At 69.2% G+C, this 12999-nt stretch carries 10 protein-coding genes; 1 reads left to right on the top strand and 9 read right to left on the bottom strand.

Annotated features, from left to right (window positions below; genetic code table 11):
• Position 1: 1 nt before the first annotated feature.
• Complete coding sequence (locus AB0M65_RS02440) at positions 2–1057, bottom strand: hypothetical protein (protein WP_364020216.1); 1056 nt, start codon at positions 1055–1057, stop codon at positions 2–4.
• A complete protein-coding gene (locus AB0M65_RS02435; RefSeq protein ID WP_364020213.1) occupies positions 1054–2376 on the bottom strand; it encodes a hypothetical protein in 1323 nt (440 codons plus the stop codon). The genes AB0M65_RS02440 and AB0M65_RS02435 overlap by 4 nt, the downstream gene beginning before the upstream one ends.
• Before the next feature lie 370 nt (positions 2377–2746).
• Here AB0M65_RS02435 and AB0M65_RS02430 point away from each other — a divergent pair, with 370 nt between their 5' ends.
• Positions 2747–4186, top strand: coding sequence for an MFS transporter (locus tag AB0M65_RS02430; protein WP_364020210.1), 1440 nt, complete (start codon positions 2747–2749; stop codon positions 4184–4186).
• A 125-nt stretch (positions 4187–4311) separates the two neighbouring features.
• Here the strand turns inward: AB0M65_RS02430 and AB0M65_RS02425 are convergent, their stop codons facing one another.
• From AB0M65_RS02425 to AB0M65_RS02395, 7 genes are all read right to left on the bottom strand, one after another.
• On the bottom strand, positions 4312–5682 hold the full coding sequence (locus tag AB0M65_RS02425) for a helix-turn-helix transcriptional regulator (protein WP_364020207.1): 1371 nt from the start codon (positions 5680–5682) through the stop codon (positions 4312–4314).
• 220 nt (positions 5683–5902) lie between these two features.
• Positions 5903–7330, bottom strand: coding sequence for a helix-turn-helix transcriptional regulator (locus tag AB0M65_RS02420; RefSeq protein WP_364020205.1), 1428 nt, complete (start codon positions 7328–7330; stop codon positions 5903–5905).
• Between the two features lie 208 nt (positions 7331–7538).
• On the bottom strand, positions 7539–8309 hold the full coding sequence (locus AB0M65_RS02415) for an SDR family NAD(P)-dependent oxidoreductase (protein ID WP_364020202.1): 771 nt from the start codon (positions 8307–8309) through the stop codon (positions 7539–7541).
• A 149-nt stretch (positions 8310–8458) separates the two neighbouring features.
• Positions 8459–9637: an acyl-CoA dehydrogenase family protein gene (locus tag AB0M65_RS02410; protein WP_364020199.1), complete on the bottom strand. Its 1179-nt coding sequence runs from the start codon at positions 9635–9637 to the stop codon at positions 8459–8461.
• Positions 9634–10575 carry an LLM class flavin-dependent oxidoreductase gene (locus tag AB0M65_RS02405; RefSeq protein ID WP_364020196.1) on the bottom strand — a complete coding sequence of 314 codons (942 nt, stop codon included), beginning with the start codon at positions 10573–10575 and terminating at the stop codon, positions 9634–9636. Before AB0M65_RS02405 ends, AB0M65_RS02410 begins: the two co-directional genes overlap by 4 nt.
• On the bottom strand, positions 10548–12041 hold the full coding sequence (locus AB0M65_RS02400; protein ID WP_364020193.1) for an FAD-dependent monooxygenase: 1494 nt from the start codon (positions 12039–12041) through the stop codon (positions 10548–10550). The genes AB0M65_RS02405 and AB0M65_RS02400 overlap by 28 nt, the downstream gene beginning before the upstream one ends.
• A complete protein-coding gene (locus AB0M65_RS02395) occupies positions 12038–12970 on the bottom strand; it encodes an aromatase/cyclase (protein ID WP_364020190.1) in 933 nt (310 codons plus the stop codon). Before AB0M65_RS02395 ends, AB0M65_RS02400 begins: the two co-directional genes overlap by 4 nt.
• Positions 12971–12999: the final 29 nt, after the last annotated feature.

Genomic DNA, 12999 nt, shown 5'->3' with positions numbered 1-12999 from the left:
GTCAGAACTCCTCTTCGGCGGCAGCGGCCGCGGCCCGTTCCGCCAGTGTCCGGTTTTCCGCCGGACGTGCCCGCACGAGCGCGACCACCTCGGCCCTGTCCTCCGCCGTGGTACCGGCGACCCCCTCGGCGGCCACCCCGACGACGATCCCAATGCCTCCACTGTGGACATTCGCGGCCAGCCGGGACGCGGCTTCGTCCAGGTCCGCCGTCCCGGTGAACCGTCCGGCCCCGAGCGCCAAGGGAACCTCCGCGAACGGCTCGCCGTCGTGGAACGCGACCGCGGTGAGCGTCGCGTCGGCGAACGCCCCCGCGACGTCGACTTCGAGCCGGGTGGCGGCCATGGCCGTGACGATCCGCCAGGTCACCGTCCCTTCGGCGGCGTCCACGACGCCCGGGGGAACGCGCGCCCAGTCGACACTGGCCCGTCCTTCGGCCAGCACACCTTCGCCGGACGTGGCGGGATCGGCGCCGGCCGCCAACGCGTACGCACGTTGGCCCGGCGACACGGTTTCCAGGCGAGCGGCCGATTCCGCCGCCGCTTCGGCACGGACGACGTCGTCCTGGGCGTCGAACCAGGCCGCCAGCCGGGTGCACAGCCCGCGGACCTCTCGGGCGACCGGGAACGCGGCCGCGAAGAGCGCGCCGTCCGCGATCGCCGTGTCGAACAGCTCGGCGGGACCGGCTTCGAAACCGTCGAGGAGACCTTCGGCGACGTCCTCGACCGCGGCCGTCGCGACCGCCGTTTCGAGGTCCAGCAACGCCGAGTCGAGCGAAGGGACTCCGAGTATCGGACTGGCGGGCCACCAGTGGCGTATCCACAGCAGCAGCGCCAGCCTGGCCAGTTCCGGGCCGGCCGCGACGTCGGCGTGCCCCTCGGCGAGCGCGGTCAGCGCGGTGTCCGGGCCGACGAGCCGGGTCAGCCACGGCTCGGCGGCCCCGGCGTCGGTGAGTTCGATCCGCATCGACGCCACGGAACCGGCGAGCAGCTCGGCGAGCGCGAAGCGGACGAGACCGCCGTCCGCCGCGATGACGGGTGTGTGCACCGGATGCGTCACGACACGGCCTCCAGCTCCGGCAGGCGGGCCACGAGTGCGCGGCGCACCTTCGTCCGCAGGTCCAGCGAGGTCGAGCGGACGACGCCGGTGACGAGGTCGCGCACGTCGGCGGCGTCGGCGGGAAGGTCACCGCGGACGTCGAAACCGTGTAGCCGGACCCATAACCTGCTGAGGAACTGCTTGGCGAACTCACGCAGATCGCGCAGGAGTTCGGCGTCGGGCCGCGGGGTGAGCGGCGTGGCACCGGCGAGTGCCCGGCGGGCATGCAGGACGTAACCCTCGCGCGCGACCTGGGCGTTGAGCTGCCGCGCGAACTCGGGGATCCCGGCGGGCGCGGCGCCGTCGAGCGGCCGGAGCGCGGGGGCGACGGCGACACCGAGCGCGAAACACGCGGCCAAGGCGGGCAGGCCGAGCCCGAACCCGGCGGCGGCGCGGGCGAGTTCGTCGTCGACCAGGTCGGCGACGCAATCCCTCTCGGCCAAGGGAAGACGGCGCAACGTGGCGCGTACCCGTCGTTCGACGCTGCGTTCGAGGAGTTCGGAGCCTGCTTCGTCCCGCCGGTTGAGCGGCGGGACGGCGGTGCGGTCACCGCGCTGCAGGCCGAGGTCCGGCACGGGCAGCCCGGAAATCGCGCGCACGGCCCGGAGCACGGCGTCGGCTCCACCCGGCTGTCGCAGGGCGAGACCGAAAGCGTGCCCGGTCGCCGATCCGGCGAGGTCCCGCCAAGCGGAGTCGGAGAGGCCGTCGACGAAGGCCTGGAGCAACGCGACGTCGTCCTCCGTCGCGGGCCCGGCGGATTCGGCGTGCCAGCGGCGCCGGAGTTCCGCGCTCAGATCGGCCGAGATCCTGGGATCCGCCAGGTAGCCGGTCAGCTGATCGGCACCCGTGGCACCGCCCTCGCCGTGCAGATCGCGCAGTGCCGCCGCGGCAGTCTCCGCCGCCTCCGAACCCGGCGTGCCGAAGCCCGTCGCCAGCTCGTAGGCCAGCGGGAAGCATACGTCCTGGACGTTCCCCGCCGTGATGCGCAGGGCGCGCCGCTGGCGCTTCAGGTGAGTGAACCAGGCCGCGGTCGCACGCAATCGGGGCGCGTCGGCGAGCAGCAGCTCCGTCACTTCCGCCGCCGCTGCCGGATCCAGCACGGGACGCCCCAGCCGGGGACGCGCGGCGGTACGGATCACCAGCGGGTCGATGATCTTCTTGATCGTCCGGGTCAGCGGCCCGCCATCGGCCGACGACAGGACCTCCACCCCCGGGATGTCCTCCCACGCCCGCGCGAGGACGGCAGACCGCAGCCGGGACTCGCCTTTTCCCGTCGTCATCGCCCTCCCTCGCGCCCGATTGCACTCTAACCGAGCAGACGACGCGACTTACCACTCACGAGACCCCGACGCTGATCGCGGCCGTCTCGAACGTGGCGTGGTGCTCGGGTTCGCTGTGACCGGCCTGTTCGGGGGGTTGGTGGCCAGGGCAAAGACGTGACTCGCGTGCTTGAACACGTAACTCGCGTGCTCAGGGACGTAACTCGCGTGCTTGAACGCGTAACTCGCGTGCCTGGATGTCGAACTCGGTGTGAGGGGGCTAGCGGGACCGCCTTGCCGTCAGATAATCTGTCCACCCGACGATCTGAAACCGAGATGACCTTCGGCGTCACCCGGGGAAGACGTTTCCTTGTCCAGTGGTGGAGGTCCTGTGGTACTCGAAAATGCCGAGCCGGGCGGCCGTTCGCGGCAGCTCGCGCTCGTCGTCCTGTGTCTGGCATCGCTGATGGTGGTGCTCGACGGAACGATCGTGGTCGTCGCCTTGCCGTCCATCCAGTCCGATCTCGGCTTCGCCCCGACGAGCCTGGCGTGGGTGGTGAACGCCTATCTCGTGCCCTTCGGCGGGTTGCTCCTGTTCTCGGGCAGGCTGGGTGACCTGATCGGCAGGCGACGGGTCTTCGTCATCGGGTTGTGCGTCTTCACCGTCGCGTCCCTGCTTTGCGGCCTGGCAAGCAACCAGACGATGCTCATCGTCTTCCGGTTCATCCAGGGCGCGGGAGGCGCGCTCGCCTCGTCGGTCGTGCTCAGCATGATCGTCACCCTGTTCCCCGAACAGCGTGAGCAGGGCAAAGCACTCGGCCTCTTCAGCTTCGTGCAGGCGGGCGGCGCGTCCATCGGCATGATCCTGGGCGGTGTCCTCACCCAGGGCCTCAGCTGGAACTGGACGCTGCTGGTCAACGTCCCGATCGGCATCGTCGTCGTCGTGGCGACCTTCGCGCTCATCGAGCGGGACACCGGCGCGGGCCTGCGGGCAGGCGTCGACGCGATCGGCGCCGTCCTGGTGACCGCGGGCGCGATGCTGCTGGTCTACGTCATCGTCGACACCGGGTCGCCGACCAGGCGCTGGTCCCTGCTCATCCTCGCCCTGCTCTTGCTGGGTGGTTTCCTTCTCCGCCAGGCCAAAGCGGCGACGCCGCTGCTGCCGTTGGCCCTGTTCCGCTCCCGGCCGGTGACCGGGGGGAACATCGTCATGATCCTCATGGTGGCCGGAATGATGGGCTTCCAGTTCCTCACCGCCCTTTACCTGCAACAGGTTCTCGGCCTCGACGCGCTCACCACCGGCTTCGCCTTCCTGCCGACCCCGGTCGCGAACGCCGTCGTCGCGCTTTGGCTCGGACCGAAGCTGATTGGCCGTCTCGGCATCCGCCCGGTCCTCGCCGGCGGTCTCATCGTCGTGGCGGCGGGTCTGGCGCTGCTGACCCAGGTTCCGGTGAACGGCAACTACTTCGCCCATGTGCTCCCGGCACTGCTGCTCGCCGGGATCGGGATGGGCGCCGCGGTTCCCGCCGTGATCGGCTCCGCCATGTCGGCCGACTCGCCGGAGCACACCGGTGTCGCCTCGGGCCTGGCGAACACCACCCTGCAGATCGGCGCGGCGATGGGAACCGCCGCGCTCGCCACCGTCGCCGCCTCCCGTACCACTTCGCTGGTCGGAAGCGGTACGGAACCGAAGGAAGCGGCCGCGTCCGGTTTCCAGTTCGCGTATCTGGGCAGCACCGTCCTCGTGGTGCTGGCCATTCTCGCCGCGCTCGTCCTGGTACCGATGCGGCTCGGCTCGGCTCAACGCGAACCGCAGCCGGAACCCGCCTGACCCGGGTCGCCGGAATGGCCATCACGGGCGACCCCCAGGCCCGCGGTCATTCCGGCGCCCCTGCCCTAGGGCGTGTCTGGCAAATCTGGTCGATGGGGTTCGCGCCCAGATTTGCCAGACACGCCCTAGGCCGAAAAGCAGGGATTGACCATCGCGTAAGCCATGTCCGATCGGCCAGAAATGCCCAATTTCCGGTACACACTGGACAAATGCTGTTCGACCGTCCGTACCGTGAGGTTCGCGTGTTCGGCGATCTCCTTGTTGCTCAAACCCGCACGGGCGAGACCGCCGATCAGCGCTTCCCGCTCGGTGAGTGCCGTGGTGGTGATGTCGCCGTTCAGCCTGCCCAGCGCGACCCGCGAACGATCCGACCACACCCGGCTTTCACAGTCGTCGGCGAAATTCCGCGCGGTCGTCAGCATCCTGCGGGCATCCTCGAAATCGAGCCGCCGCCAGTGATACAGGCCGAGGTCGAAGGACACCCGGATACGTTCGCTCTGGGTCGTTCCCTGAAGAATCGCCGTGACAGCTTCGCGGAGGTATTGCGCACTGTGCTCATCACACCGGGCGAGGCCCAGCGCGTGCAGCGCGGCTCCTCGCGTCCAGGGCGTTCCCCACGACCGGGCGTACATCAGATCGTCCTGAGCGAGCGAAATCGCCAGATCGCACCGCTGCAACGCGGAAGCGCACAGCGCGGCACGCGAACGCCAGGGCACGACCGCCGGATTGAACACCGACCAGCCGCTCAGTTCCCGGCCACAGGCGATGAAGTTCTCGAGCCCCTGTTCGAACCGGCCCGCCGCGAACTCGACCGCGCCACGGGCCGCCAGTATCAGCGGCCGGTCCCGGCCCTCCGCGATGGAACCCAGCATCCCGTGCGCGTGCAGCAGATCGGTGGCGCTCGAAACGTCACCCAGTTCCGCGAACACCTCGACGAGCCAGATCGCGGCGACCTCGCCGCAGCCGGAGGGCACCTTCGCCAGCTCCGCCAAGACGGACCGCGCTTCACGCAGTTTCCCCGACAGTGCGCACATCCTGCCCCTGATCAGGTCGAGCAGCCGACGGCGGGCAGGGAACCGCGACCAGTGGTTCAGCGACGCGGCCGTGGCGCATTCCCGTTCGGCGAGCGCGAATTCGTCGGCGTGGAGCAACGTCATCAACCCGCACCAGAACGTCAGGACGTCTTCGTAGCCGGACTCCTCCAGCGCGCGCAGCACCAGCGAGATCGCCTGCCGCCGGTCAGTTCCCCGATTCGTCAGCAGCATCGCTTCGACGACATGACGCCGCGCTTCCGCCACGGCGGCGCTCGCCTCTTCCGTAGCGGCGATGCCCAGTGCGGCACATCCCGGCAGGTACACCAGATCCGGCAGCACACCACCGGTCTCGGCCGCCTGTTCGAGAACCTCGCGGACGACGGCGTCCGCGTCCGCCCAGCGGGCGGTGCGCGCCAGTTCGGCACGACGGCGGCCGGCATCCGCCACGTAGCGGCTGTCCATGGTGAATCGATCCCCTCTGTCGCAACGATTCCTCTGGACGAACCGCACCTCGACAACACGCGCCCACGGCATGACACCAAGAGGTTTCGCGACATTGCGAAGGGCATCCACGTTCGATACTGGCAGGGCGGCCGAACGCGCCGCAACCGGCTTGGCACACCGGAACAGGGCCCGGCCGCGGGTAGCGGTCAGCGCACGACGCCGTGCCGGAAGGGGTGTCTCAGCTGAACCACAGGCACATTTCCGCCGACGACGGCAGTTCACGCCTGCTCGAAACCCCGAGTTTGCGGTAGATCGAGGAGAGGTGGAACTCGACCGTTCTCCTCGCCAGCGAAAGACGTTTGGCGATCTCGGTGTTCCGGTAGCCGACAGTGGCCAGCTTCAGGACCTCGACCTCCTGGCGCGACAGCTTCTGTGGTTCGACCACGAGCTCCAGCGCCGCCCTTGCCTGAGCCTCCCAGTAGCTGTTACCGCATTCACGGGCGATCGCGATCGCCCGGTTCAGCTGCTTGCGGGAGCCGCCGAGATCGTTACGGTCACGCAGGATCGTCCCGTGAATGGTCAGCGCACAGGGTAGCTCGACCCAGGCATGAGCCAGTTCGAGCAGGCTGATCGCCTCGTCCGCCCAGCTGTCGGCACGGCGCCCGCCGTCGATGGCCGCCACGACGTACAACGCTCTGCCGACGGCGCTCGGTGCGCCCCACCGCCTCGCCCGCGCCAGTTCGGTCTGCGCCAGGTTTTTCGCGGTTTCGTTCTGTCGCACCGAAATCGCGGCGAGCGCGGCTTGCGGGCGCCAGGGCACCACAGCCGGATTGGTGATGTTCACCCGGTCCAGCTCGGCACCGCACGCGCTGTACTCGGCGATGCCGTCGAGCGGACGGCCCACCGCGACGGCGACCGCGCCACGTGCGGCGAGCAGATCGGCCCGGCCGGGGATCCCAGGCGGCACCGGGCCGGCGAAACCTTGCTCGGCCAGCACATCCAGCGCCTGTCCCGTCCTGCCGACGATGACCAGCGTCTGCACGAGCCACGCCACGGCCGTGGCCTTCAACGAGTCCGGCGCGCCGCCCGCGAGCACTTCCTGGCAATGCGCCAGCGCACCCCGCGAATCGCCTGCCACCGAACAGATCCTGGCTCGCAGGAGGGAGAGCATCTTCTTGGCGGGCGGACAATCCGCCCAATACGATTCGGTGGCGAGTCTCGCGCAGTGCTCGTCGGCCCGGACCAGGTCATCGGCGCAGATCTCGGTGATCAGCGCGGACCAGACGCAGTTCAGATGATATTTGCACGCCTCGTCGGCCAGTGCGCATTCCGCCAGCCGGACCGCGGTGGCGCGGTGGTTTCCCGCGATGGTCAACCGGTACGCCTGCGTCGCGAAACACGAGTCTTGGGCCGAATGGGCACATCGCCCGCCGTCGGGGCATTCCTCATCCAGCCCGAACATCCGCTCCGGAACCGGCTGCGCGACCCTGTTCGCGGGCGCGCGATCCCCCGCACGGAAACGTCTGGAGAGAAACGAATGGCCGAACAACATCGTGTCCGGCGTGCGGCGGATCTGCTCAGGGAGCCGTTGTTCCCAATAGTCAGGAACACGGTCATCCTGAACGCCTTCCGCCACTGTCAGCGGATCATCCTGGCCGACCTTCATCAACACAGTCCCCCAGCCGGTTCTCGACCATCCGTCGCGTGATCCCGATTTCGACGCGACAAAACCCTTTGACAAGAACCAATTTCGTGCTCCCCAACGAGTTCAGGTCCACGTTACCGTAACCGCATCGAGGTGTCCAACAGCGGCCGGTTCCTGAAATTCACACACGAACGCTTGTAACACAAGGGAAATACGGATTTCGCACCGGTCAAGCGGACATACCTCCGTCGATGGTGAGCGCCGCGCCGGTGATGAACTTCGTTTCATCGCCGAGCAGAAAGGCCGCGAACGCCGCCACTTCCTCGGGGTCGCCGACGCGCCCGACGGGCGTATGCGCCGCGGCGTCCGCGACGATCGCCTCCCGACCGGTCACCCCGGTCGTCGAGCAGAGAGCGGGTGTGTCGACCGGCCCCGTCACCAGCGCGTTGACCCGCACCCCCTGTGCGGCGAACTCGAGCGCGGCGGCTCTCGTCAGCCCGACAACGCCGTGTTTCGCCGCCACATAAGCGGATGCCCCGGCCTGTCCCCGCACCCCGAGCAGGGAGGCGTTGTTGACGATCGCGCCGCCACCACCGGCCACCATCGCCGGGATCTGGTATTTCAGCCCGAAGAACACGCTGGTGAGGTTGGTCTCGATACCCAGTCGCCACGACGCGGTTTCGAGGTCCGGAACCAGTCCGTCGGTGGTCATGGCGCCGGCGTTGTTGAATACGCAGTCGATGCGCCCGGCCAGACGCAAAGCGTTCTCCACCAAGGCCTCCGCGTCCTTCTCGACGGTGACGTCGGTGGGCACGAAGGCCGCGGTCCCCCCTTCCCCTTCGATGACCGAAACGATCTCCCGGCCGGCTTTTTCGTTACGCCCGGCCAGAATCACGTGCGCGCCGTCGGCGGCCGCGCGGAGGGACAGTGCCTTGCCCATCCCCGAAGTCGCTCCGGTCACGATGACGGTCTTCGCGTTCAGGTTTCCGGTACCCGACATGCGCTTGTCTCCTTCGGCGCGTCGGCGCGCCGAAGGAGACCTTCCGCCGTGCGCGCGGTCTGCCGCCGACGTTACCGGGGATACGACCGGCTTTGATCAACCGTTCCCCGTGTGCCAGCGAAGATCACTCGGTCGGTGCACCGCGCCGGTCAGAAATACGTAGTGTTGGGCTCCTGGTCACACAAATGCCTGCCGTAGAGCTCGATGTTCGTCTGCGGGTTAAAAAATCCGTGCAGGAGCATGGCGTGCAGGTCGCGGTGGATCCGCACGATCGGCACCTTGCGGTAGATGGAGGAACCTCCGCTCGCCGAAGCCAGGATCTCCACGGCCTGCTTGCACAGCTGTCCGACCCGCCCGATCTGGACCCGCGAGGTGATCCGTTCGGCCTGGCTCCAGGGTTCGGCGTCCCGGGTCTTCTCCGACATCCGGTCCGCGAACTGCCTCGCCCTGGTCAACGCCTCCTCGATCAGCATCGCCGCCTCCCCGACCTGCAGATGGGTGACCGAGGCCGCCGCCTGGCTCTGGTAGTCGGTGTAGCTGATCGGGCGGCCGGGGAGCCGTTCCAGGAAGCTCGCGAGCGCGTACTCGGCCGAACCGAGCAGCACGCCGACCATGGCGACCGTCGCGGTGACCGGGATCGGCACCTGGTACAGGCCTTTGGTGGAGTTCGTCTCCGACTGGCACGGCTTCGCCATGAACTCCGCGGCGTCGAGGATGTGCTTGTCCGGTACGAAGACGTCCTTCGCGACAGTGGTGACGCTGCCGGTGCCCTCCAGGCCGACCGTGTCCCAGTCGTCACGCAGTTCGAGCGACTCGACCGGGAGCAGCGCGAAGACGCCGCCTTCACCGTCCGGACCGGAGGTCTTCGCCGCGCTCAGCTTCCAGTGACTGTGCCGGACACCGCTGGTGAAGGCCCATTCGCCGCTGACCCGGTAGCCGCCGGGGACCCGGGTCGCGGTGCCGGTCGGGGCTCCGCCACCGCACACCCGGACATTCGGCCGCGCGAACACCTCCGCCAGCACCTCGTCCGGCCAGAGCGCGGTCATCCAGTTCTGCAGTGAATAGACGGCCACGCAGAAGGCCGCCGACGTGTTCCCCTTTGCCAGCTCCGCGTGCACGTCCACGAGGGTCCGCGCGTCGGATTCGAAGCCGCCGTATTCGACGGGCACCTGCATCCGGAAGATGTCGGTCTCCTCCAGTGCCTCGATCACCTCGTCGGGCATCGTCCCGTGCTCGTCGATCCAGAGCGATCGTTCCCGCAGCAACGGAACGACCTTCGCGGCCCGCTCGACGAGCTCTTCCCTGGTGGGCACCACGGTTTCCGTCATCGTTCACCTCTCGTCGGCTCGACTGCCGTAGACGTTGTTCCGGGAAGACGGGCGGCCGCTTCGCCCAGCAGCTCCGTCTGTTCATGCCAGTCACCGGAGAACGGGACCCCGACCACGCGGGTCGCGCCCGCCTCCGCCAGCGACGCGAGGAACTCCGCGCCGTCGTCCGCGGAGCCGCGCAGGATGGTGGCGTTCGCCTCGGCTTCGGTGAGGCCGTGCGCGCCGAGGATCCGGACCTGCCGGTCGAGGTCCTCGGCGGTGGGATTCCCCAGCGCGAGACCGACGGTGATGACGACCTCGGGAACGGGGACGCCCGCCGAAGCCGCTTCCTCGGCGATCCCGGGTACCTGGGCGAAGACCTTCGCCGGTGCGTCGATCGCGGCCATCCAGGTGCCACCGTGGCGAAGACACCGCCGGATCGCGGCCGCCCGGCCACCGAACAGCAGGGGCGGCATCGGCGCGGCGGGCGCCAGCCGCACCGTCTCCCCGCCGAACACGCACGGCTTGCCGCGCACGAGGTCCGGAAGCAACGCCAAGGCCTCGTCGGTCAGCTTTCCCCGTTCGCGGTGGTCGACGCCGGCCGCGCGGAAGCCGTCCCACCCGTGCTTTTCGTCGCCCACCCCGATTCCCAGCAGCACCCGGTTCCCGGAAAGCCGCTGCAGGGTCGCGATCTGCTTGGCCGCCCACGCCACGGGCCGCTGGCTGAGAACCATCACGGCGAAGCCGAGGCGGATCCGTTCGGTCGCCGCCGCCACCGTCGCCAGCACCAGGGTGCTGTCCGGCATCGACGCCAGATCCGAAATCAGCTGGTCACCGGTCCACAACGACTCGAGGCCCACGGACTCGGCATGCCGCGCGTCCGCCGCGAGAACGTGTCCCAGCCGCTCTTCGTCCTTGCCGTAACCCAGCGCTATTCCGACATCGAGGCGAGGCGCCACGGGTCTCCTTCCTTGACCGTCTGCGGGTCCGCGGGCGGGCCGAACCAGCGCCGCAACGCGGAATCGAGGGGGGTGGGGCAGTCCGGTACCCAGGCGACGTAACCGTCCGGGCGGACCAGGAGGGCGTGCGGCAGGGTGGCGATCTCGGGGAACACCGCCACCTCGACGCGATCCGCCCAGTTCGACGCCGTCGCCGCGAGAAGTTCACGGTCGCCCAGCAGGATCAGCAGCCCCTTGCCGCCCCTCAGCAGGGCCGCGACCGCGGATCCGCCGAGAAGCTCCGGAGGCAGCCGCCGTCCCACCGACGGGGGCAGGCTGTCACCGAACTCGTAGCGCAGGCCGGTCCCGCTGATCGTCCCGGCCAGCTCGGCCCGCACCGCCGGCTGCGCGATCAGCCTGCCGAATACCGACCGCAGCGGCTCGATTCCCGGCCCGCCGAAGAGCAGTTCCGCCTGCGCGGAGATATCGGCCAAGGTCTGCGCGCCGACGGCGTGCCGTTCGTCGTGGTAGCTGTCGAGCAGCTCCGCCGATTGCCTGCCCGCGACCACCGTGGCGAGCTTCCAGCCGAGGTTGACCGCGTCCTGGAGGCCGAGGTTGAGGGCTTGGCCGCCGATCGGCATCTGCCGGTGCGCCGCGTCCCCGGCGAACAGCAGCCTGCCGTCCCGGTACCGCGCCACCTGCCGGGTGGTGTCGTCGAAAGCGTTGACCCACAACGGTTCGCCGCCGGAGATGTCCTCACCGGTGACCCGGTGCCACGCCTTGGCCAGTTCCTCGAAGGCGGGCTCACCCGTCCGAGGCACCGGGGTGCCGCCGGACTCGTGGACCATCACGCGGGTGACGCCGTCCGGGCGGCGGGCCGCGACCGCGAGACCACGTGGCAGCCTTTCGAACCGCCGGTCGGGAACGGCGATCCCGGCGACGTCGCCGCGCAGCAGCTCCCGCCCCGCGTCCCGGCCGGGAAACGCCGCGCCGGTCAACCGCCGGACGGTGCTTTCCTCGCCGTCACAACCGACGACGTACTCGGCGGTGACGGTGAGCGGACCCCGCGGACCGTATGCCTCGACGACCACGTCGTCGCCGGTGACCACGAGGCCGTCGACGGCGTACCCACGCCGGATGTCCGCCCCGAGCGAACGGGCCCATTCCTCCAGCACGACCGCCGCGGCGGCCTGGAGTACCTTCCACTGCCCCGGATACGGGCCGGGGAGGGTGAGGTCCATCTTGATCCCGCCGAAATGCCCCATGGCGTCCCGTGGCGGAGTGCCCAGTGCTGTCAGGAGGCCGCGGCTGTCGAAGATCTCCATCGTCCTGGCGTGCAGGGTCGACGCGCGGGATTCGGTGGTGGGCTCGGTCAAGGTCTCCAGTACGACGACGTCCGCGCCGCCCAGCCGCAGCTCCCCGGCGAGCATCAGCCCGACCGGTCCCGCTCCGACCACGACGACCTGGGTCCGCTCCCCCGGCTTCACCTGCTCGGCTCCGCGTGGGCCTTGGCGTACCCCAGGGTCGCCGTGCTGTTGGTGCTGAGTGCCTCTTGGACCTGCTTCTTCACCGTGTCGACCTCGACACCCTCGGCGATCTTGTCCGGATTGAGCACCACCGTGTGCTGCGAGGTCGCGATCACGCCGGAACCGTTCTCCCGGAACGTCCAGTACCCGGTGTGCAGTGCCAGCAACGCGGGAAGGGTCACCTGCTTGTAGGCGATCTTGTCCGGGGCGAGGCAGACCCGGTAGGACTTCGTCGTATGGGTACTCCCGTCCTTGGTGCGGGTCTCCATCTCCAGGGTCTGCAGCCCGGGCGTCGGCTCGTCGAGCTTGACCGACGCGACGTGCGGCAGCCGTTCCACCCAGCGATCCGCCTCGTTCACGAAGTCGTAGACGTCCTTCGCGGAACCGTCGATGCGGACACTATCCTCGAACGAGAACGTGAGTTCCTCCGCTTTCGCCGCCGCTTCCAGGTTGGCCTTCAGCGCACCCAGTTCACTGCGGGAGTTGGTGTCGACGGCCTTGGCGATCTGTGCGAGGTCGGCGGGGTCGTCGTCGATGGCGCGGTAGTCGTGGAGCAGCCGGATCCGGCACTCGGTCGCGGTCAGCGGCTCGATCACCCAGGCGCCGCCCATCGAGGCGATCGGTGCCGGGGACACCTCCTGCCGGAACTCGATCCGCCGGGCGGCCGGATCGAGCACGCGGCGCGAGGTCCAGTTCCGGACGTCGCCGTTGGCGGTGGCCCAGATCCGGATCCGCTCCTCGCGGTCCCCGCGCTCGACATGTTCGACATAAATGGTGGGCGGGAAGATCCGCGGCCAGTTCCCCACTTCGGCGATCAGCCGGTAGACCGCTTCCGCCGGTGCGGCGACGGTGATCTCGTGTTCGACTTCGCTCGGGCCGGCACCGGACATGGTGAACGTCCTTTCCTCTGGTGTTTCGG

Origin of the sequence: Amycolatopsis sp. NPDC051071 (genome assembly GCF_040682875.1) — a bacterium.
Classification (GTDB): domain Bacteria; phylum Actinomycetota; class Actinomycetes; order Mycobacteriales; family Pseudonocardiaceae; genus Amycolatopsis.
Note: the sequence above shows the minus strand (reverse complement) of the source record. Positions and strands in the feature narration are given on the sequence as shown.

Bases quoted from the DNA above. Each gene is read 5' to 3' on its own strand.
- AB0M65_RS02410 (WP_364020199.1), bottom strand. From the start codon at position 9,637: ATGACGGAAACCGTGGTGCCCACCAGGGAAGAGCTCGTCGAGCGGGCC.
- AB0M65_RS02425 (WP_364020207.1), bottom strand. From the start codon at position 5,682: ATGGACAGCCGCTACGTGGCGGATGCCGGCCGCCGTCGTGCCGAACTG.
- AB0M65_RS02415 (WP_364020202.1), bottom strand. From the start codon at position 8,309: ATGTCGGGTACCGGAAACCTGAACGCGAAGACCGTCATCGTGACCGGA.
- AB0M65_RS02435 (WP_364020213.1), bottom strand. From the start codon at position 2,376: ATGACGACGGGAAAAGGCGAGTCCCGGCTGCGGTCTGCCGTCCTCGCG.
- AB0M65_RS02420 (WP_364020205.1), bottom strand. From the start codon at position 7,330: ATGAAGGTCGGCCAGGATGATCCGCTGACAGTGGCGGAAGGCGTTCAG.
- AB0M65_RS02395 (WP_364020190.1), bottom strand. From the start codon at position 12,970: ATGTCCGGTGCCGGCCCGAGCGAAGTCGAACACGAGATCACCGTCGCC.